Origin of the sequence: Enterobacter sp. AC1 (genome assembly GCF_050434705.1) — a bacterium.
GTDB lineage: Bacteria > Pseudomonadota > Gammaproteobacteria > Enterobacterales > Enterobacteriaceae > Enterobacter > Enterobacter cloacae_L.
The window spans coordinates 660,805-683,162 of the sequence record NZ_JBNDIZ010000002.1 but is presented as its reverse complement, the minus strand read 5'-3'; the positions used below and the strand labels follow the sequence as shown (position 1 = coordinate 683,162).

General features: G+C 53.4%; 18 protein-coding genes. 4 read left to right on the top strand and 14 right to left on the bottom strand.

Annotated features, from left to right (window positions below; genetic code table 11):
• Positions 1–132 precede the first annotated feature (132 nt).
• The 12 genes from kdsB to M2433_RS08040 all read right to left on the bottom strand — a co-directional run bounded on the left by kdsB (position 133) and on the right by M2433_RS08040 (position 14,027).
• On the bottom strand, positions 133–879 hold the full coding sequence (kdsB, locus tag M2433_RS08095) for a 3-deoxy-manno-octulosonate cytidylyltransferase (RefSeq protein ID WP_429053201.1): 747 nt from the start codon (positions 877–879) through the stop codon (positions 133–135).
• Positions 876–1,058 carry a protein YcaR gene (gene ycaR / locus M2433_RS08090; protein WP_006174474.1) on the bottom strand — a complete coding sequence of 61 codons (183 nt, stop codon included), beginning with the start codon at positions 1,056–1,058 and terminating at the stop codon, positions 876–878. Before ycaR ends, kdsB begins: the two co-directional genes overlap by 4 nt.
• 45 nt (positions 1,059–1,103) lie before the next feature.
• A complete protein-coding gene (locus M2433_RS08085) occupies positions 1,104–2,333 on the bottom strand; it encodes a winged helix-turn-helix domain-containing protein (protein ID WP_429053202.1) in 1,230 nt (409 codons plus the stop codon).
• A 44-nt stretch (positions 2,334–2,377) separates the two neighbouring features.
• Positions 2,378–3,355, bottom strand: coding sequence for a tetraacyldisaccharide 4'-kinase (gene lpxK, locus M2433_RS08080; RefSeq protein WP_429053203.1), 978 nt, complete (start codon positions 3,353–3,355; stop codon positions 2,378–2,380).
• A complete protein-coding gene (gene msbA / locus M2433_RS08075) occupies positions 3,352–5,103 on the bottom strand; it encodes a lipid A ABC transporter ATP-binding protein/permease MsbA (RefSeq protein WP_429053204.1) in 1,752 nt (583 codons plus the stop codon). Before msbA ends, lpxK begins: the two co-directional genes overlap by 4 nt.
• Positions 5,104–5,139: 36 nt before the next feature.
• A complete protein-coding gene (locus M2433_RS08070) occupies positions 5,140–7,404 on the bottom strand; it encodes a ComEC family protein (RefSeq protein WP_429053206.1) in 2,265 nt (754 codons plus the stop codon).
• A 215-nt stretch (positions 7,405–7,619) separates the two neighbouring features.
• Entirely contained in the window at positions 7,620–7,907 is a 288-nt protein-coding gene (gene ihfB / locus M2433_RS08065; protein ID WP_008499965.1) for an integration host factor subunit beta, read from the bottom strand.
• A gap of 170 nt (positions 7,908–8,077) precedes the next feature.
• A complete protein-coding gene (gene rpsA / locus M2433_RS08060; RefSeq protein ID WP_014169387.1) occupies positions 8,078–9,751 on the bottom strand; it encodes a 30S ribosomal protein S1 in 1,674 nt (557 codons plus the stop codon).
• A 111-nt stretch (positions 9,752–9,862) separates the two neighbouring features.
• Entirely contained in the window at positions 9,863–10,546 is a 684-nt protein-coding gene (cmk, locus tag M2433_RS08055; protein ID WP_134349231.1) for a (d)CMP kinase, read from the bottom strand.
• 185 nt (positions 10,547–10,731) lie between these two features.
• Positions 10,732–12,015, bottom strand: a complete 1,284-nt coding sequence (gene aroA / locus M2433_RS08050; protein WP_429053209.1) for a 3-phosphoshikimate 1-carboxyvinyltransferase — start codon at positions 12,013–12,015, stop codon at positions 10,732–10,734.
• A 68-nt stretch (positions 12,016–12,083) separates the two neighbouring features.
• Positions 12,084–13,172 carry a 3-phosphoserine/phosphohydroxythreonine transaminase gene (serC, locus tag M2433_RS08045; RefSeq protein ID WP_429053210.1) on the bottom strand — a complete coding sequence of 363 codons (1,089 nt, stop codon included), beginning with the start codon at positions 13,170–13,172 and terminating at the stop codon, positions 12,084–12,086.
• A 162-nt stretch (positions 13,173–13,334) separates the two neighbouring features.
• Positions 13,335–14,027: a DUF421 domain-containing protein gene (locus M2433_RS08040; protein WP_429053211.1), complete on the bottom strand. Its 693-nt coding sequence runs from the start codon at positions 14,025–14,027 to the stop codon at positions 13,335–13,337.
• 127 nt (positions 14,028–14,154) lie between these two features.
• Between M2433_RS08040 and ycaO the strand changes: the two genes are divergently transcribed.
• The 4 genes from ycaO (at position 14,155) to pflA (ending at position 20,459) form a co-directional block, all read left to right on the top strand.
• Positions 14,155–15,915 (top strand): 30S ribosomal protein S12 methylthiotransferase accessory factor YcaO, encoded by a 1,761-nt coding sequence (gene ycaO / locus M2433_RS08035; RefSeq protein WP_429053212.1) that lies wholly within the window; start codon positions 14,155–14,157, stop codon positions 15,913–15,915.
• A 407-nt stretch (positions 15,916–16,322) separates the two neighbouring features.
• Complete coding sequence (focA, locus tag M2433_RS08030; protein ID WP_008499974.1) at positions 16,323–17,180, top strand: formate transporter FocA; 858 nt, start codon at positions 16,323–16,325, stop codon at positions 17,178–17,180.
• Positions 17,181–17,231: 51 nt separating this feature from the next.
• Positions 17,232–19,514, top strand: coding sequence for a formate C-acetyltransferase (gene pflB, locus M2433_RS08025; RefSeq protein WP_023335122.1), 2,283 nt, complete (start codon positions 17,232–17,234; stop codon positions 19,512–19,514).
• Between the two features lie 204 nt (positions 19,515–19,718).
• A complete protein-coding gene (pflA, locus tag M2433_RS08020) occupies positions 19,719–20,459 on the top strand; it encodes a pyruvate formate lyase 1-activating protein (RefSeq protein WP_045630022.1) in 741 nt (246 codons plus the stop codon).
• Positions 20,460–20,494: 35 nt separating this feature from the next.
• Here pflA and M2433_RS08015 read toward each other — a convergent pair whose 3' ends face one another.
• A complete protein-coding gene (locus M2433_RS08015) occupies positions 20,495–21,010 on the bottom strand; it encodes an anti-virulence regulator CigR family protein (RefSeq protein ID WP_429053213.1) in 516 nt (171 codons plus the stop codon).
• A 123-nt stretch (positions 21,011–21,133) separates the two neighbouring features.
• A complete protein-coding gene (locus tag M2433_RS08010) occupies positions 21,134–22,282 on the bottom strand; it encodes an MFS transporter (protein ID WP_429053214.1) in 1,149 nt (382 codons plus the stop codon).
• Positions 22,283–22,358: the final 76 nt, after the last annotated feature.

Sequence of the window (22,358 nt, the reverse complement as noted above, 5' to 3'; positions counted from 1 at the left end):
CCCCCATTAAGACTACTGCTTTTATAATGAGCGTCCTGGAGGAAGATGTCACCCGGAAGAGATCAATTATGGAGAAGAAAGGGAAAGGCGCGGGGAAAAGACATCCCTCCGAAAGGAGGGATGCAGGCGGTATTAGTGCAGTTCGGCGCGGACGCGCTCAAGATCTTCCGGCGTATCTACGCCCGTTCCAGGCACTTCGCTGGCAACGGCAACGTGGATTTTTTCGCCATACCAAAGCACGCGAAGCTGCTCCAGCATTTCGATATGCTCCAGCGGGCTCGGCGCCCAGGTGACATAGCGGCGAATAAAGCCGGCGCGATAGCCGTAGATCCCAATATGACGCAGGAAGGTATCACCAATGGTCTCTTTAGAGAGCGCAAAGCGATCGCGATCCCACGGAATCGTGGCGCGGGAAAAATAGAGCGCATAGCCTTCGGCATCCATAACCACCTTCACGGCATTCGGATTGAATGCCTCTTCCGCGTGGTGAATAGGTACCGCGAGCGTCGCCATACCGACCTGACGCTGAGCCAGGTTTTCTGCCACCTGACGGATAATGACCGCCGGGATCATCGGCTCGTCACCCTGCACGTTCACGATGACCGTATCATCACTGAAACCGCATTTCTCAACCACTTCCGCCAGCCGTTCAGTGCCGGACTGGTGATCGGCGCGGGTCATGCACACCTCACCGCCTGCGGCTTCAACCGCGCGGGCGACGTCCGGATGATCGGTAGCGACAATCACGCGCTCGGCACCGGATTCACGCGCCCGCTCAAGGACATGCACAATCATCGGCTTGCCGTTGATATCCACCAGCGGTTTACCCGGCAGACGCGTAGACGCGTAGCGCGCAGGAATAATGACAACAAAACTCATGGTTTGCTCTCTTCTGCCACCAGGGAACGGGCTTCATTTTCCAGCAATACCGGAATACCGTCGCGCAGCGGGAAGGCCAGGCTATCCAGCTTGCAAATAAGTTCTTGTTTGTCCTGGCTGTAGTAGAGTTTGCCGTTGCATACCGGGCAGGCAATAATTTCGAGTAAACGGTGATCCATAGTTCCTCCGTATGGGTAATCGCTAAATCTTAACACATTCCTTTTTCAGGGAGTGCCTGTTTCCCAGCCACTTCGACAGGATGTAAACAGCCCGTCGGGCACACGACCCAGCACCACGTTACCAGCACCCTGCCAGCGCGCAAATTCGCTAAGGGCGAACGTTAACCCTTTTTCCAGAGCCGCCGTCACCCTGACGCCCTCTTCCAGATAGAGGGCAATGATTTCAAGCGTGCCGGTCTTGCGGTGCATCTTGGCATCCATACGCCCAACCAGCTGACCCTTATGCAGCAGAGGTAGCACAAAATACCCATATTGACGCTTTGGCGCAGGGGTATAACATTCCAGCCGGTAGCTGAAATCAAACAGCTGCTCGGCGCGTTTTCTGTCCCAGACCACCGGATCGAAAGGCGACAGCACCGTACTGTGGGTTGCCTGCAGTTTCCCTTCTAGCGCCAGAGGCAAGAGCGGGAGAAGATCCTCATGCAGCCACATTTCACCCAGAGTTTCCACCATGACGGGAACGATTCGCCGTTCCTGCTGCCACTTTTCCAGCAGTGGTTTTAGGGCGGGCTGGCGCAGACGGTAATAATCTGCCAGCCATTGCGAACGGAAAATGCCCAGACTGCGGGCGCTGTTCTCCAGCATGATGGCCTCAGCCGCTTCCTGCGAGAGCAGGTCACGCTCGTCGTTCCAGTGCGGCATCACGCGATGCGTCAGGTCGTATACGCGCTGAAAATTACGCCGTTCAATCACCATCACTTTGCCTGACGTGAACAGCCCTTCGAGATGACGCTTGTGCGGCTTCCACTCCCACCAGCCGCTTCTGCCTTTACGGGGGTGTTCAAAATCGGCGGAGCGTACAGGGCCGTTTTCCTGAATATGCACGATGAGCTGCTCGATTTCAGCCGCGTGCTCCAGCATCCACGCCTGTCGGTACTTCCAGCCCATCTTATCCGGTGCAAGCATACGGTGGCGGACCAGCGCAAAATCGCTGCGGGGCAGGAAGCAGGCTTCGTGCGCCCAATACTCCATTAGCTCTCCCTTGCTGAGCGCCTCATCCAGCCACTGCGATGGATAACGTCCCAGACGGCTAAACAGCACCAGGTAAGGGCTACGCGCCACAATGTTAATGGTGTCGATTTGCAGTAGCGACATGCGCTGGACGGTAGAGAGAATATCGGCAGGCTTCGCGCGGCGGCGGGGCTTTTTGAGCAGCCCCTGCGCGGCAAGGTGTAAATGACGTGCGGCTGAAAGCGAGAGTTGCGGTAAAGACATGCGTTTTCCTGTCAGTCAAAGCGCCATCAGAACCGCGTAAGCGTTTATTTTACCAACGCAATCAGTTCCTTGAGCAAACGTTCCGGCTGCTCGCCGCTGAGTTCAGCGTCAACCGGCAGATACCACCAGTTTTCTTTCGCGAAGGCACGGCATTTCACCGCATCTTTTTCGGTCATGATCAGGGTTTGACCGGGCACGGTGAGCGCATCGATCTGCTCTTCCATCAGCGCCTGGTGGTCGGCCAACGGAACGCGTTTCTCAAGCCGTGCGCCACACTGTTCCAGCGTAGCGAAGAAACGCGGAGGATGACCAATACCGGCCATCGCCACCAGCGCCGGTAATTGAGAAACCGACCGACGTTCACCCGTCACCAGATTGACCGCCATGCCCGGCAGGAGATGCATGGGGATTTCACCCGATGTTGCCTCACCACCGTTCACAATCACCGCATCAACGGACTTCAGACGCGAAGCGCGTTCCCGCATTGGGCCCGCCGGCAGCCACCAGCCGTTACCGAAACGGCGAACCCCGTCGATCACCACAATTTCTTTATCACGCGCCAGGGCGTAATGTTGCAGACCATCATCCGTAATGATGATTTGCACCGCGTGCTCGGCAACCAGAGCCTGCACGGCGTCGCTGCGCACGGGAGAGACCGCAACCGGCGCGCCGGTACGCTGATATATCAGGACTGGTTCATCGCCCGCTTCAGCGGTTGTCGTTTCCGCCGTCAGAAGAAGGGGATACTGCGCCGCTTTACCGCCATAACCGCGAGAGACAACCCCGGGACGAATACCGCGTTTTTGCAGTTGTTCCACCAGCCAGATCACCACCGGCGTTTTACCGTTGCCGCCCGCCGTGAGATTACCGACAACCACAACCGGAACAGGCGCACGCCAGGCCCGCTTAAGCCCTAAACGGTAAAGCAGACGGATAATGCCGCTCACCAGACCATACAGCCAGGAGAGCGGCAAAAGCAGCAGCCACAGCGGGGATTCACCGGACCAGATGCGTGCAATCATTGTTGACCGAACTGCATCTTATGCAGCTGGGCGTAAACGCCGCGGTGCTCCAGCAGATCGGCATGGCTTCCGCGTTCAACAATGACGCCATCCTCAACCACGACAATTTCATCAGCCTGCTCGATAGTCGACAGACGGTGCGCAATCACAAGTGAGGTACGGTTCTTTTGCAGTTCATCCAGCGCGGACTGGATAGCGCGTTCAGATTCGGTATCCAGCGCGGACGTCGCTTCGTCCAGGATCAAAATTGGGCTATCGCGCAGCAGCGCGCGCGCAATCGCAATACGCTGGCGCTGGCCACCGGAGAGGAGCACGCCGTTTTCACCAATGATGGTATCCAGACCGTTATCCATCTTATTGATAAAGTCCATTGCGTAGGCCATACGCGCGGCGTTCTCAATCTGCTCGCGGCTGTACTCATCAGTGCGTGCGTAAGCGATGTTGTTGGCGACCGTATCGTTAAACAGATGCACATTCTGAGAGACCAGCGCAACCTGGTTACGCAGCGACTGCAGGGTATACTCTCGCAGATCGTGACCATCCAACAGGATTTCACCTTCATCGATGTCGTAGAAACGCGTAATCAGGCTGGCAATAGTCGATTTACCCGAACCAGAACGCCCCACCAGCGCAACGGTTTTACCCGCCGGAATAGTCAGGTTGATATTACGCAGCGCAGGCACTTCGCGGCCTGGATAGGTAAAGGTCACGTTTCGGAATTCAACGTCTCCATTTGCACGCTCAACCACGCGCGTACCTTCATCCTTTTCCTGCTCGGAATCCAGAATGCTAAACAGGGTCTGGCATGCGGCCATCCCGCGCTGGAACTGCGCGTTCACGTTTGTGAGCGATTTTAGCGGACGCATCAGGGCGATCATTGAGGAGAAGACCACGGTAATGGTACCCGCCGTCAGCGTCTCCATTACGCTCGGGAAGCTTGCCGCATAGAGAACGAACGCCAGCGCCAGAGAGGCAATGAGCTGAATAATCGGATCAGAGATTGAAGAGGCTGACACCATTTTCATTCCCTGCAGACGCATTTTGTTGCTGACTTTATCGAAGCGCCTGGTTTCGACTTCCTGACCGCCGAAAATCAGAACTTCTTTATGGCCTTTCAGCATCTGTTCCGCGCTGGTCGTGACCTGCCCCATCGTGTTCTGCATGTTCTTACTGATATTGCGGAAGCGCTTAGACACGACGCGGATAGCGATGGAGACAATCGGAGCCAATACGATCAGGATGAGCGACAGCTGCCAGCTGTAATAGAACATCATGATAAACAGGCCGATGATCGATGCGCCTTCGCGCACAACGGTAATCAGCGCGCTGGAAGAAGAAGAGGCAACCTGCTCTGAATCATAGGTAATACGCGACAACAGCGTTCCGGTCGACTGTTTGTCGAAGAATGCAACCGGCATGCCCATCATGTGGCCGAAGAGACGGCGGCGCATGGACATAACCACTTTTCCTGATACCCAGGAGATACAGTAGCTTGAGATATAGCTGGAGATACCGCGTAAGATCATCAGCCCGATAACCACCAGCGGCATCCATAGCAGCACTGAGCGATCCGTTTTACCAAAACCGTCGTCCAGTAACGGTTTGAGGAGCGATAGCATAAAAGTATCGCTGGCTGCGTTGAGGATTAACGCTACGCCCGCCACGATCAAGCCTGCTTTGAAAGGGGCAATCATCGGCCAGAGTCGGCGGAACGTTTGCCACGTGGAGAGATCTTTGTCGTTATGCATTCAAAAAACCAGCATTCGTTGAAATAGCCGCATATTCTACCCGTTATCTACGGGCGCGCCAAACCACTGATGATACCAAAAGGGTAAATATTGCTCTCGCAAGCGCCGGATTTGCCAGTGATGTTGCGAGAATGTCACCGATATTTGTCCAGAATGAGGGGTATCGTGCCAGATATATCCCTCTTTTCGATAGCGTCGGACAACTTTTGCCGACGGAAATCGCCATGCGTTATAGCGGGCCGCTGAATCCAGAGCGATCTGTCCTGCCACCCGCTGTACCAGCGGCAACGACGAAGAGGTATTGCTGCCATGATGAGGAACCTGTATGAGCGTGGAGGTCATATGACGCCAGTAATGGCTAAGCATAGCCTGTTCCGCCTGCGCTTCAATGTCGCCTGTGAGCAGCACACTCTGCTCACCGTCGTCGACTTTTACCACGCAGGAAGCGTTATTCCCCTGGGAGCGGGAATTTTCAGGCGGCCAGTGGACGGTAAAGGTGAGCCCCTGCCATTCCCAGCGCTGTCCTCTAAAACACGGACGGTGTCCTGCCTGACGTAATGCGCTTCTTATCCACGCGTCTGGCCATGCTTTTTTGAGCGATGCCAGTCCCCCCGCATGATCGAGATGGTCGTGACTGAGAATAATGCCTTCCGGCCGCAGGTGATGCCAGCGAAGCCACGGAATAATTAACCGCTGCGCGCTATCTCCGCCCGGCCAGGCAAGCCCGGTATCATAGAGAATGGCTTTTCCATGTCGTTCAATAACCATTGCCAGTCCCTGCCCCACGTCAAGCATATGTAGCGTCCAGTGATTGCTTTTTGCCGTTCGCCACAGGGGAAATGCCATCAGGACACTTCCTGCCAGACAAACGGCAGGAACGGTTTTCCAGGCGCGGAAACGCCAGCCAATGACGCTAAGCCAGGGCAGTAATGTCATGTATTGCCAGCGTTGATCCACATTTTGCCAGCCATCAGGCAGGCGCATCAGCAGCCAGAAAAGTCCCGCAAGTGACCTATCGGCTGCAAACCAGATGGCGCTTTCTACTGCCGCAAGCGGCAGCAGATGGAGCAGCATACCGAGCAGGATCAGCGGCACGGAGACAAACGTCACCAGCGGAACGGCAAAGAGATTAGCGACCAGAGAGGAGATGCTGACGCCATGGAAAATCAGCACCTGTAATGGCATGAGCAGCAGCAACATGCCGACCTGCAGATAAATCAGGTTCAGCAGCGGCCTTAACCCGCGTGCCCGATGCCAGTGAGGAAGAGGCAGCCACTGAAACCAGAAAATCAGCGCGGCGACGGCAAATGCTGACAGGGCCAGGCTCTGCGAAAGTATCGCTAATGGATCGCTCATCAGGATAGCCGCGATACAGCAAAACCATACCTGCCAGGGAGACCACTGACGGGCAGCGATCCGCAACGTCGCGAGCACGGCAAGCGCGATGACCGTTCGCAACGCTGGAGGTTGCAAACCGGTAAGCCAGGCGTAGAAAGCAGCAAAGAACAATCCGGCCAGAAGAGGCATTTGCCAGTGTATCCGGTGGCCAGGTAATAAAAACTGGAATCCACGCGCCAGTAACCAAACGATGGATGCTGCCAGCGCGATATGCAGACCCGAAATCGCCATGAGATGCAGCGTGCCGGTTTCACGCATCAGGTCTTTTATTTCCCGGGACACATCCAGACGTTCACCCATCCCTAAGCCAAGAATAACCGATCCCCATTGATAAGCAGAAAGTCGGTTTTGCAGTGACATCAGATATTGGGCTCGCAAGCTGCAGCGCCCATCGACGAGTTCTGCATGGGTGAATCGCCCACTCAGCGTTTGATGTTGAGCAAAAGCGATTCGCTGGGCGTCATAACCTCCGTCGTTCAGTTCGCCATGAGCAGGCCTGAGTCTGAGGGTCATGGCCCAGCGCTGACCTGCACACGCTGTCTGTGGCAGATAATTGCCATACAACGTTACGCCAGTGGATGCCCACCAGCGTTGCCCATCAACGCTGAGAATTTTTCCCTGATGCAGGGTTGCGCCATCGGTCGCGGTGATTTCGACCTCTGCCTGCACCGCACCGGAGGTTAAATGCGCCATCGGCCAGACGCTCTCTTGCGCGGCAAGAATACCCCATACACAAAATAGCACCCCGATCCCAACATACTTCAGTCGGGCTTTTCGCAGTGCAGCCAGCCCTACCCCAGCCACAATCATCATACACACGATACGACCCGATGGCAGTTCAGGTAACCAGAGTAAAGGAGTTATCGCCAGAATGGCGCAGATACTCAGCGCGGGTATGCCCATTACTACCTCCCTGTTTCAGAGGGGCAGTATGTAAGCCGACGGCTCGCGTTGTCAGGTGAGAAGAATGCGTTTTACAGCAAGCGCTGTAAGGTTTTTATCGGTTTGCAGAAGCTGAAACGAAAAATGCGGGGCATCTTCAGATGCGATAACGTTAAGTATAAAAAAAGCACCCGCAGGTGCTTTCTTTCAAACCCAGTTTAACCCGATGGTTAAACTCAGTTGCCGTAAATATTGGCGCGATCGCGCAGTTCTTTACCCGGCTTAAAGTGCGGAACGTACTTACCTTCCAGTTCGACTTTATCACCAGTTTTCGGGTTACGCCCGGTGCGTGGAGCACGATAGTGCAGAGAAAAACTACCGAAACCGCGGATTTCAATGCGCTCGCCCTGGGCAAGAGTGGAAGCCATATGCTCCAGCATCTCTTTTACGGCATCTTCCACTGCCTTAGCAGGGATATGCGGTTGCTGACTGGCAAGTCTTTCAATCAATTCTGACTTGGTCATGATTCCTCCGGTTCCTTTCAAACCAATTAGCTGAACAGCTCATTAAACAAGGGCGGCCGTAGCCGCCCTTTGTTATTGATTACAGGACGAATCCTGCAATCTGTCAAGTTTGCTCCTCATCCTTCGCACTGTAAATATGTTACAGGTCAAATGATGCTGAGAACCTGATATTACTCGCCTTTAGCTGCTTTGAAAGCTTCAGCCATTGCGTTGTTAGAGAAGTTTGCATCTTCCTGTTTGTTAACAGTTGCGATTGCATCTTTCTCATCAGCTTCGTCTTTAGCACGAACAGACAGGCTGATTGCACGGTTCTTACGGTCAACACCGGTGAACTTAGCTTCAACGTCGTCGCCTACGTTCAGAACCAGAGTGGCATCTTCAACACGGTCACGGGAAGCTTCAGAAGCGCGCAGGTAACCTTCAACGCCGTCAGCCAGTTCTACGGTTGCGCCTTTAGCGTCAACTGCAGTCACTTTACCGTTTACGATTGCGCCTTTCTTGTTCAGTGCAACCCAGTTGTTGAACGGATCTTCTGCAAGCTGTTTAACGCCCAGGGAGATACGCTCACGCTCTGCGTCAACCTGCAGAACAACTGCAGCGATTTCGTCGCCTTTTTTGTATTCACGAACTGCTTCTTCGCCTGCAACGTTCCAGGAGATGTCAGACAGGTGAACCAGGCCATCGATGCCGCCGTCCAGGCCGATGAAGATACCGAAGTCAGTGATAGACTTGATTTTACCTTCAACACGGTCACCCTTGTTGTGGGTTTCCGCGAACTGCTGCCATGGGTTGTTTTTGCACTGTTTCAGGCCCAGGGAGATACGACGACGTTCTTCGTCAATATCCAGAACCATCACTTCCACTACATCACCAACGTTAACAACTTTGGATGGGTGGATGTTTTTGTTGGTCCAGTCCATTTCGGAAACGTGCACCAGACCTTCAACGCCTTCTTCGATTTCAACGAAGCAGCCGTAGTCAGTCAGATTGGTTACGCGACCAGTCAGTTTAGTACCTTCTGGGTAACGCTTAGCGATAGCTACCCATGGATCTTCGCCCAGCTGTTTCAGGCCGAGGGATACACGAGTACGCTCACGGTCGAACTTCAGCACTTTAACAGTGATTTCGTCGCCCACGTTCACGATTTCGCTTGGGTGCTTAACGCGTTTCCACGCCATGTCGGTGATGTGCAGCAGGCCATCAACGCCGCCCAGGTCAACGAATGCGCCGTAGTCAGTGAGGTTCTTAACGATACCTTTGACTTCCATGCCTTCCTGCAGGTTTTCCAGCAGCTGATCGCGTTCTGCGCTGTTTTCGGATTCGATAACGGCACGACGGGAAACAACAACGTTGTTACGCTTCTGGTCCAGCTTGATTACTTTGAACTCAAGCTCTTTGCCTTCGAGGTGCAGGGTGTCACGAACTGGACGAACGTCTACCAGTGAACCTGGCAGGAACGCACGAATACCATTCAGCTCAACAGTGAAGCCACCTTTAACTTTGCCGTTGATAACACCGACCACAGTTTCAGCTTCTTCGTAAGCTTTTTCCAGCGTGATCCATGCTTCGTGACGTTTAGCTTTCTCACGAGAAAGCAGGGTTTCACCGAAGCCGTCTTCTACTGCGTCCAGAGCAACGTCAACTTCGTCACCTACCTGGATTTCCAGCTCGCCCTGGGCGTTTTTGAACTGCTCTGCCGGAATGGCGGACTCAGATTTCAGACCAGCGTCAACCAGTACTACGTCTTTGTCGATAGCAACAACAACACCGCGAACGATGGAACCCGGGCGGGTTTCGATTGTTTTTAAGGATTCTTCAAACAGTTGAGCAAAAGATTCAGTCATGTTTAATCTTCAGGTTAATATTAACGTCCACCTGGCTCCGTGCCGGATGGGGTTGTTTCACATACCCGCCGTCAATCCATTGCAGCGGGGGTACTACTAAATCGGTCGCGATTACGCGAGTGCCAGTTTTTGGCGCGCATATTGTAGCGCTTTTTCAATCACTTGCTCAATAGTTAAACTGGTTGAATCCAGAACTAATGCATCTTCTGCAGGAACAAGTGGGGCGACGGCGCGGTTACGATCGCGGTCATCGCGCTCTTTTATCTCGGATAAAAGGCGATCAAAGTTAACACTAAACCCCTTTTCCTGCAACTGAAGCATGCGGCGTTGAGCACGTTCTTCCGAAGAGGCGTCAAGGAAAATTTTCACAGGCGCATCAGGGAATACCACGGTTCCCATATCACGTCCGTCAGCAATCAGACCCGGGGCGTCACGGAAAGCGCGCTGCCGACGTAAAAGCGCCTCGCGAACGCGCGGGAATGCCGCCACCTGGGAGGCGGCATTCGCCACTTCCTGCGTACGAATTTCGCCGCTCACGTCTTCCCCTTCAAGGATGACTTCCAGGTTGCCATCGGTCGACACGAAACGCACGTCCAGATGCGCAGCCAGCGGAACCAGCGCCTCTTCAGACGCCACATCCACGTGATGATGCAGCGCAGCCAGAGCCAGCACGCGATAGATTGCTCCCGAATCTAAAAGATGCCATTGCAATGCTTCCGCCATCGCTTTGCACAGAGTACCTTTCCCTGCGCCACTTGGCCCATCAATGGTGATTACCGGGGCAACTGCCGTCATCTTTTTCTCCTTAAATAAGGCATACCGTTTACATGAACGCCGCGCATTATACGCGCCAACGTGCGCAACTGTTACCTTTGCGTGCAAATTACGGAATGATTGAAGCAGAGTGTAGAAGAAATGAGCGGAGGTGTTCGTAATGAAGCGTTAGGAAATGCCGCATCGGGTGATGCGGCAAAGCGTTATCAGGCCAGCGTGCTAATGCGTGCCAGCTGTTCGAAGTAGTCCGGGAAGGTTTTCGCCGTACATTTCGGATCAAGAATCGTGACAGGCGTGTCGGACAGCGCCACCAGCGAAAAGCACATCGCCATACGGTGATCGTTATAGGTTCCGATTTCCGCAAACTGGAGTTTTGCCGGCGGGGTCACGCGAATGTAGTCTTCGCCCTCTTCCACCTCTGCCCCCACTTTGCGCAGCTCTGTCGCCATCGCGAACAGGCGGTCCGTCTCTTTTACGCGCCAGTTATAGATATTACGCAGCGTGGTGGTGCCTTTGGCGAACAGTGCCGCTGTAGCAATGGTCATCGCCGCATCCGGGATATGGTTCATGTCCATGTCGATGGCGTTCAGCTCGCCGTGAGTACAGGAGATGAAGTCATCGCCCCAGGTCACAACGGCCCCCATTTTCTCGAGCACATCGGCAAAGCGGATATCACCCTGCACGCTGTTACGGCCAATACCGGTCACTTTTACCGTGCCGCCTTTAATGGCTCCTGCGGCCAGGAAATAGGAGGCAGATGAGGCATCCCCTTCAACGAGATAGTTGCCCGGAGACTGGTACTGCTGCCCCCCGCGAACCACAAAGCGCTGATAGGCCTGGTTTTCAACCTCGACGCCGAAGGTCTTCATCAGGTGCAGTGTGATATCAATGTACGGTTTGGAAACCAGATCGCCCTTAATGGTGATAAGGGTATCCTGCGGTGCCAGCGGAGCGGTCATCAGCAGCGCCGTCAGGAACTGGCTGGACACACTGCCATCCACCTCAACGTTTCCGCCGGTAAAGCCCCCGCGCAAACGCAGTGGCGGATAATTTTCCTGCTCCAGATACTCAATCTGTGCGCCCCCCTGGCGAAGGGCATCCACCAGATGGCCAATCGGACGCTCTTTCATGCGAGGTTCGCCGGTCAGCACAATGTTGTTGCTCCCCAGACACAGGGCTGCCGCCAGCGGACGCATCGCCGTACCGGCGTTGCCCAGGAACAGTTCAAGCTCTTCACCCGCGTGCAGCGCGCCGCCATTGCCGGTCACTTCGCAGCGAGTACGATCGTCAGACAACGTGTAATGAACTCCCAACGCTTTCAGCGCATTGAGCATATGGCGCACGTCATCGCTGTCCAGCAGGTTTGTAAGGACGGTGGTGCCGTTTGCCAGAGCTGCCAGCAGCAGAGCGCGGTTCGAGACACTTTTTGAACCAGGCAGATTGATGGTGCCATCTACCCGCGCGATAGGTTGTAACGTCAGGGATTCCATGAAACTTAACTCTCAACTCAACATAATAAAAACCCCGCAGCAGCGCTGCGGGGGTGAAAACAGCGCAATTAACCGTGGCGACGTTCGAAATCGATCATGAAATCAGTCAGGGCTTTAACGCCTTCCAGCGGCATCGCGTTATAGATAGAGGCACGCATGCCGCCGACAACGCGGTGGCCCTTCAGCGCATGCAGGCCTGCCGCGAAGGACTCTTCCAGGAACACTTTGTCAAGGTTGCTGTCCGCCAGCTGGAACGGCACGTTCATGCGGGAACGGTTAGCCTTCGCCACATCGTTGCGGTAGAAATCGCTCTTGTCGATTACGCCGTACAGCAGTTCGGCTTTCTGCTGATTCACTTTGTCCATCTGCGCCACGCCGCCGTTTTGCTTCAGCCACTTGAAGACCAGGCCGGAAAGGTACCAGGCGAACGTTGGTGGGGTGTTGAACATAGAGTCGTTATCGTTCAGCACGGTGTAATCGAGAATCGACGGGCAGGATTTATGCGCTTTACCCAGCAGGTCTTCACGCACGACGACGATAGTCAAACCGGCCGGGCCGATATTTTTCTGTGCGCCCGCGTAGATGACACCGTAGCGGCTGACATCAATTGGCGCAGACAGAATGGTGGAGGAAAAGTCGGCGGCAACCACGACATCGCTGCCGAAGTTTGGCGTCTCGTCGATGGCAATCCCGTCAATGGTTTCGTTCGGGCAGTAGTGCAGATACGCGGCGTTATCTGAAAGCTGCCACTCGCTCATTGGCTTCACGGCGCGCAGACCGTCAACGGTTACTTTGGCGTCAATAACATTCGGCGTGCAGTATTTATGCGCTTCTTTAACGGCGCTTGCCGCCCAGTAACCCGCATCAACGTAGTCGGCCGTCGTTTTGTCACCAAGGATATTCAGCGGTACGCCAGCAAACTGACCGCGCCCACCGCCGTGACAGAACAATACTTTGTAGTTCGAGGGGATATTCAGCAGATCGCGAAAATCCTTTTCTGCCTCTTCCGCCACCTGAATAAACTCTTTACCCCGGTGGCTGATCTCCATCACCGACGTCCCCAGACCATTCCAGTCACAAAGTTCCTGTTGAGCCTGTTTAAGCACGTCTGCCGGTAACATCGCCGGACCTGAACTGAAATTAAAGACTTGAGCCATTTCCCCTCACCACGCTAAAAGCCATAAGTTATAACTGTGGATATCGGTTTTATCATTCAGTGACACGCGCCGCAATGTCTAAAACTTATGACCCGTGAAATGTGCCCTGCGTCACACAAAACAATCTGCCGCCTCGCTAAGACAAAACCGACAAAATGGCTGTCAGGCAATGCGTTTAGCACGGCTAACCTTCGTCCATTCCGGATTTGCACAGCGAGGGCATAATTGACGATCCCCCGGCTGCATTGCGATCACGTGGCTACACCTCACGCAGGCATACTCGCCCGGTTCAGGTACGGTTCTGAAACGCTCGATAAGCATATCCGGCAGGATACACAGTCCCGGCTTCACCTCGTCGTCAGAATAGTAATAGACGCTGATTTGACCGTTAGTTTCCATTATTGCCAGACGCACCTGCCCGAGCTGTTCAACGCTATTCAGACGAAGCTCCATAAAGAACTCAAACTCGGTCATATTGGCGCTCTGTACATTTTCCCAGGCCAGCTGTCCGTCCTCGACGATAACGACCGGCTTCCCTTCAAGCAGATCCTCCAGCTTTTCGCTTTTCGACATCAGCCACATCACCAGGCGGTAAAGCAGCGCCAAAGAGACAAAAACGATAAACACCGGCACCATCGGGACATCATCATAAAAGGCAACGTCCCCCGCCGCTGAACCCAGCGTCAGGATGATCAACACCTCAAAGAGCGACATCTGCCTTACGCCGCGACGGCCCGTAATCTTGAGAAACAGAAAGACCAGGACGAAGGTATACAGACTGCGCAGAGCGACTTCGCCTAAAAACTCAGGAGGGACTTTATCAAACGCCATCCGCTGGAGATCAAACGCTTTCATTTTTCTATGCCTTAACAGTAGGTTACAGAATGTAAGCATAGCTCAGGCTTTTATTTTCGCCGAAGATAGCACCCGTCACGCAAAACCCGTATCATTGCGCGCTTTACGTACGATAAAAGTGAACGCCATGACTCAAACGTTTATCCCCGGCAAAGACGCCGCACTGGAAGATTCCATCGCTCGCTTCCAGCAAAAACTGACCGACCTGGGTTTTAACATCGAAGAAGCCTCCTGGCTCAATCCGGTGCCTCATGTCTGGTCCGTACATATTCGCGATAAAGACTGTGCCCTGTGCTTTACCAACGGTAAAGGCGCGACAAAAAAAGCGGCACTGGCCTCTGCGCTGGGTGAGTATTTTGAGCGTCTGTCCACCAACTATTTCTTCGCTGACTTCTGGCTGGGCGAAACCATCGCTAACGGCCCGTTCGTTCACTATCCAAATGAAAAATGGTTCCCGTTGACCGAAGATGACGAACTGCCGGAAGGTATTCTCGACGCTCGCCTGCGTGCCTTCTACGATCCAGACAGCGAACTGACGGCCAGCATGCTGATCGATCTGCAGTCCGGTAACGAAGATCGCGGTATCTGCGCCCTGCCGTTTACCCGTCAGTCTGATGAGCAGACCGTCTATATCCCGATGAACATCGTCGGTAACCTGTATGTGTCCAACGGCATGTCCGCCGGTAACACCCGCAATGAAGCGCGCGTACAGGGCCTGTCTGAAGTCTTCGAACGCCACATCAAAAACCGCATCATTGCCGAATCCATCAGCCTGCCTGAAATTCCGGCCGACGTGCTCGCGCGTTATCCTGGCGTGGTGGAATCCATTGCTAAGCTGGAGGCGGAAGGCTTCCCTATCTTTGCGTATGATGGCTCGCTGGGCGGTAAATACCCGGTTATCTGCGTTGTGCTGTTTAACCCAACGAACGGTACCTGTTTCGCCTCCTTCGGCGCACATCCTGACTTCGGCGTGGCGCTGGAGCGTACCGTTACCGAGCTGCTGCAGGGCCGTAGCCTGAAAGATCTCGACGTGTTCACCCCGCCAACGTTTGACGACGAAGAGGTGGCCGAGCATACCAACCTCGAAACCCACTTCATTGACTCCAGCGGTTTGATCTCCTGGGATATGTTCAAGCAGGACGCAGACTATCCGTTCGTGGACTGGAGCTTTGCCGGTACAACCGAAGAAGAGTTCGCCACGCTTATGGCTATCTTCAAAGCCGAAGACCAGGACGTTTATATCGCCGACTACGAGCACCTTGGCGTCTACGCGTGCCGCATTATTGTTCCCGGCATGTCCGACATCTACCCTGCCGAAGATCTGTGGCTGGCGAATAACAGCATGGGCGCGCATCTGCGCGAAACGCTGCTGGCTCTGCCGGGCAGCGAATGGGAGAAAGAAGATTATCTGAACCTGATCGCCCAGCTGGACGAGGAAGGCCACGATGACTTCACGCGCGTGCGTGAACTGCTGGGTCTGGCGACCGGTAAAGATAACGGCTGGTACACCCTGCGTATCGGTGAGCTGAAAGCGATGCTGGCCCTGGCGGGTGGCGATCTGGATCAGGCCCTGGCCTGGACCGAGTGGACCATGGAGTTCAACCAGTCGGTCTTCTCTGCCGAGCGCACCAATTATTATCGCTGTCTGCAAACGCTGTTGCTGCTCGCACAGGAAGAGGATCGCGAGCCGCTGCAATATCTGAATGCTTTCGTGCGTATGTACGGCGCCGAGGCCGTAGAAGCAGCCAGCGCGGCCCTGAGTGGCGAAGCGCCGTTCTATGGTCTGCAGGCTGTTGATAGCGATCTGAAAGCCTTCCCTGCGCATCAGTCGCTGCTGAAGGCTTATGAAAAGCTGCAGAAAGCAAAAGCCGCTTACTGGTCAAAATAAGCGCATATAACATTACCAGCTGTAGGTGTATTCAATCGTCTGGGCTATATTACGGGGCAATTTCATTGCCCCGTTTTTTTATTTTCTTCGGCAATGATTGTTGAATGTAATAATAAAGTTAAACGTGAGTAAATATAATAATATTTACCTGGGCTTTACTGTTACTTTTTATGGTAAATACTCCATATTAATTAACTGTCTCAGAGGTGGTCGAACGAAAAAATTCAACTCTTTTCATAACTTTTAAAATTTATTTTTATACGGATAATCAAACACTTACCCCGCATTTGTCGTAAAACCATACACACTGCGGGCCTATAAGCCAGGCGAGATATGATCTATATCAATTTCTCTTCTATAATGCTTTGTTAGTATCTCGTCGCCGACTTAATAAAGAGAGAGTTAGTGTGAAAGCTGACAACCCTTTTGATCTTTTACTCCCTGCTGCGATGGCGAAAGTTGCCGAAGAAGCGGGTGTCTATAAAGCAACGAAACACCCGATGAAGACGTTCTATCTGGCGATCACGGCTGGTGTGTTCATCTCTATCGCTTTCGTCTTCTACATCACCGCCACCACCGGTACTGCCGGAATGCCTTTCGGCATGGCCAAACTGATTGGCGGCATTTGCTTCTCACTGGGTCTGATTCTTTGCGTTATCTGCGGTGCCGACCTCTTCACCTCAACGGTGCTGATTGTCGTGGCAAAGGCCAGCGGAAGAATTACCTGGGGTCAGCTGGCACGTAACTGGCTTAACGTCTACGTGGGTAACCTGGTTGGCTGTCTGCTCTTTGTTTTGTTGATGTGGCTTTCTGGCGAGTACATGACCGCCAACGGTGGCTGGGGCCTCAACGTCCTGCAAACCGCCGACCACAAAATGCACCACACATTTATCGAAGCCGTTGCTCTCGGCATCCTCGCTAACCTCATGGTCTGCCTGGCTGTATGGATGAGCTATTCTGGTCGTAGCCTGATGGACAAAGCCTTAATTATGGTTCTGCCGGTTGCGATGTTTGTTGCCAGCGGCTTCGAGCACAGTATCGCGAATATGTTCATGATTCCGATGGGCATTGTCATCCGCGACTTTGCGAGCCCGGAGTTCTGGACCGCAGTTGGTTCATCCCCGGAAAGTTTCTCTCACCTGACTATTATGAATTTCATTACTGATAACCTGATCCCTGTCACTATCGGGAACATTATCGGTGGGGGTCTGTTAGTTGGGTTGACATACTGGGTCATTTACCTGCGTGGCGACGATCATCATTGATGGTTTTCTCAGGCAGTAAATAAAAAATCCACTTAAGAAGGTAGGTGTTACATGTCCGAGCTTAATGAAAAGTTAGCCACAGCCTGGGAAGGTTTTGCGAAAGGTGACTGGCAGAATGAAGTAAACGTACGTGACTTCATTCAGAAAAACTATACCCCGTATGAAGGTGACGAATCCTTCCTGGCTGGCGCAACTGAAGCGACCACCAAGCTGTGGGACAGCGTAATGGAAGGCGTTAAACTGGAAAACCGCACTCACGCGCCAGTTGATTTTGACACCTCCGTTGCTTCCACCATCACTTCTCACGATGCTGGCTACATCAACAAAGCCCTTGAGAAAATCGTTGGTCTGCAGACTGAAGCACCACTGAAACGCGCAATCATCCCGTTCGGTGGTATCAAAATGGTTGAAGGTTCCTGCAAAGCGTATAACCGCGAGCTGGACCCAATGCTGAAAAAAATCTTCACCGAATATCGCAAAACCCACAACCAGGGCGTATTCGATGTTTACACCAAAGACATTCTGAACTGCCGTAAATCTGGCGTTCTGACTGGTCTGCCAGATGCGTATGGCCGTGGCCGTATCATCGGTGACTACCGTCGCGTTGCGCTGTACGGTATCGACTTCCTGATGAAAGACAAATACGCGCAGTTCGTTTCCCTGCAGTCTGACCTGGAAAACGGCGTAAACCTGGAAGCGACTATCCGTCTGCGTGAAGAAATCGCTGAACAGCACCGCGCGCTGGGTCAGATCAAAGAAATGGCGGCTAAATATGGCTGCGATATCTCTGGTCCTGCAACCAACGCTCAGGAAGCTATCCAGTGGACCTACTTCGGCTACCTGGCCGCTGTTAAGTCTCAGAATGGTGCAGCAATGTCCTTCGGTCGTGTATCCACCTTCCTGGATGCCTACATCGAACGTGACATCAAAGCAGGCAAAATCACCGAGCAAGACGCTCAGGAAATGATTGACCACCTGGTCATGAAACTGCGTATGGTTCGCTTCCTGCGTACCCCTGAATACGATGAGCTGTTCTCCGGTGACCCAATCTGGGCAACTGAATCCATCGGTGGTATGGGCGTTGACGGCCGTACGCTGGTGACCAAAAACAGCTTCCGCTTCCTGAACACCCTGTACACCATGGGTCCTTCTCCGGAGCCGAACATCACCGTTCTGTGGTCTGAAAAACTGCCTCTGAACTTCAAGAAATTCGCCGCTAAAGTGTCTATCGACACCTCTTCTCTGCAGTACGAGAACGATGACCTGATGCGTCCGGACTTCAACAACGACGATTACGCTATCGCTTGCTGCGTAAGCCCAATGGTTGTTGGTAAACAAATGCAGTTCTTCGGTGCGCGTGCAAACCTGGCGAAAACCATGCTGTACGCAATCAACGGCGGCGTTGATGAAAAACTGAAAATGCAGGTTGGTCCTAAGTCTGAACCAATCAAAGGCGACGTTCTGAACTTCGACGAAGTGATGGAGCGTATGGATCACTTCATGGACTGGCTGGCTAAACAGTACGTCACAGCACTGAACGTTATCCACTACATGCACGACAAGTACAGCTACGAAGCCTCTCTGATGGCGCTGCACGACCGTGACGTTATCCGCACCATGGCGTGTGGTATCGCTGGTCTGTCCGTTGCTGCTGACTCCCTGTCTGCAATCAAATATGCGAAAGTTAAACCAATTCGTGACGAAGACGGCCTGGCTGTAGACTTCGAAATCGAAGGTGAATACCCGCAGTTTGGTAACAACGACTCTCGCGTAGATGACATGGCGGTTGACCTGGTAGAACGTTTCATGAAGAAAATTCAGAAACTGACTACTTACCGTAACGCTATCCCGACTCAGTCTGTTCTGACCATCACCTCTAACGTTGTGTATGGTAAGAAAACCGGTAACACCCCAGACGGTCGTCGTGCTGGCGCGCCATTCGGCCCAGGTGCTAACCCAATGCACGGTCGTGACCAGAAAGGTGCGGTTGCCTCTCTGACCTCCGTTGCTAAACTGCCGTTTGCTTACGCGAAAGATGGTATCTCTTACACCTTCTCTATCGTGCCAAACGCGCTGGGTAAAGACGACGAAGTGCGTAAAACTAACCTCGCGGGTCTGATGGATGGTTACTTCCACCACGAAGCGTCCATCGAAGGTGGTCAGCACCTGAACGTGAACGTAATGAACCGTGAAATGCTGCTCGACGCGATGGAACACCCTGAGAAATATCCTCAGCTGACCATCCGTGTATCTGGCTACGCAGTACGTTTTAACTCCCTGACTAAAGAACAGCAGCAGGACGTTATCACCCGTACTTTCACTCAGTCCATGTAACTGGAATTGACTGAAATCACGCGTTAAAAAGCGTACAATAAAGGCTCCACGTCAGTGGGGCCTTTTTAGCACCCTCTCCACCTCAGTCTCTTTTGTCCGCTATCTATACTCTATGGATATCAGCCAAAACAGACTTAAACACAGCCGGCTTTGAGCTGTGCATACACAGGCCCCGGACGGGCCGATGCTGGAGATATCACCGCAATGTCAACTATTGGTCGCATTCACTCCTTTGAATCCTGTGGCACCGTCGATGGCCCGGGTATCCGCTTTATTACCTTTTTCCAGGGCTGCCTGATGCGCTGCCTGTACTGCCACAACCGTGACACATGGGACACCCACGGCGGGAAAGAAGTGACCGTCGAAGATTTGATGAAAGAGGTGGTGACCTACCGCCACTTTATGAACGCGTCCGGTGGTGGCGTGACGGCGTCCGGTGGCGAGGCCATTCTTCAGGCCGAGTTTGTCCGCGACTGGTTCCGCGCCTGCCACAAAGAAGGTATCCATACCTGTCTGGACACCAACGGTTTTGTGCGCCGCTACGATCCCGTTATCGATGAATTGCTCGAAGTGACCGATCTGGTCATGCTCGATCTCAAACAGATGAATGATGAGATCCATCAGAACCTGGTTGGCGTCTCCAACCACCGCACACTGGAGTTCGCCAAATACATTGCCGATAAAGGCATTAAAACCTGGATCCGCTACGTGGTGGTCCCTGGCTGGTCAGATGATGACGACTCCGCGCACCGCCTGGGTGAATTTACCCGCGACATGGGCAACGTCGAGAAAATCGAACTTCTGCCCTATCACGAGCTGGGTAAACATAAATGGGTGGCAATGGGCGAAGAGTACAAACTTGATGGCGTGAAGCCGCCGAAGAAAGAGACGATGGAACGCGTGAAAGGTATTCTTGAACAGTACGGCCATAAGGTTATGTATTAAAGAAAAGCCCGGTGAAAACCGGGCTTTTTTATATTCTATTTAAAGACGCCGTTAATAACGGACGTCACAATGGCTGTACTCAGCGCAATTAAGACCAGATCGTCACCCACGACCCGCCATTCATAGCCAGGATAGGAGGGAAGCTGGCCCAGCATAGAAGCCGGCACGGTTTTCTTCGCAATGCCAGGAGGCAGTGGTTTTCCGCGTGCAAGGTTTTTCGCAATGCCTGGAGGCAGTGATTCATACCCCGTTAACCCATAGTTCAGAGCCAGATGGCGTGCGTGATCGAAGCTCACGCGAGCGTTAACATCATCACTGACGCTTTTATTCGATTTACCCGGATTTTCTGTACTGTTTTTATTGCCATGGGTACCGGAATTTCCGTTACCATGATTCCCGGAATTGCCATGATTACCACCATTACCTTGCCCGCCACCGTTTCCGTGACCATTGCCATTCCCGTTTCCGGGATTAGCCATGACCGGAGCCGTTGCAAACGTTAAAGACAACACTACGGCAAGTGCGGTAGTGGAAAAACGACGAATAGACATGATTGCTGCCTTATAGTGGTAGGACTCACCTGAATTATCGCCTGGCGCAATAAACAAACAATAAGTAAAACTCTCAGTTGTGACAGTGACAAAAAAGCCAGTCGATGACTGGCTTTTAGTTAATCAGGCATGTGCCACAGGCGTTGGGTGTTCACCCGCTTTGCGCAGCAGCATCAGGAGATAAATAAAGGACACGCTGGCGATCATAATAAACAGCAAATTGTCGGAATAATTCTGCATCAGCATTGCGGTAAACGTCGGCCCTAATAAACTGCCGATGGTATAGCTCAGCAATAGCGCCTGGTTCATCGCCACCAGCTGGTGATGTTCAACTTTCTCACAGGCCCAGGCCATCGCGACCGGATAGAGCGTAAAACCGGCAGCCCCAAGAATAAACAGCGCAGGCGCCATTGCGGCGTTGCTGAGCATGGCAAGGCAGCCCATGATCACCACGAAGACCTGAACGCGCAGCACCAGCAGGCGACCGAAGCGGTCCGCCATACGGCCAATCGGCCACTGGCCGACAATCCCCGCACTCACCATGACCGCCATCCAGAAGCCAATCCCGGAATCGCTGACGCCCTGATGATTCAGATAGAGCGGCATCAGGCCATAGAGCGAGCCCAGCACAATACCCGAGATAATGCAGCCGTTAACGCCCAGACGCGCCTGACGGAGCCTCAGCATCGGCCAGACGTGAGTCGCTTCCTGATGCTCGCTGTTCTGGTTCACAATGCGCGTGAAGAGCAGCGGCAGGATTGCGGCCAGCACCATGCCCGTCACCCACGGCAGAACGCTCATCAGGTCAGTTGGCAGCTTGCTGACCATCAGTTGCCCCAGCACGGTACCCACGTAGTAAACCATCATATAGGCTGCCAGCAGGCGCCCGCGGTTACGCGAGGTACCGCTACACATCAGCGCACTTTCAACGACCACCCATATCATCGCGCAACCTACGCCAGCGATAAAGCGCCATGCCATCCAGCTCCAGAAGCCGACCATCAGGCCCAGCCCCGCACATCCGGCGGCGAAAATCAGCGAAGCCAGATAATAACTGCGGTTAAAGCCAAAGCGCTTGATCAGGCTACCGGTTAATAATGTGCCCAGCAGGTTCCCGGTAAAAAAGGACGAGCTGACCATACCCACCTGCCAGGTCGGTAAGTTTTCATGGGCAAGCCACAGCGGCACGAGCGTATTTAACACTGCGATCGCCAGGGTCAACAGTAGCAGGCCACAGAGCAGCAGAAGCACTGGCCGGGTATAGGTGGTCATGGATTAAAAACCGTGAGGAAGTTCAGATTTCGTGCGCATCATGCCACTGGCAAAAACAAAGTCAATCCACTGATTT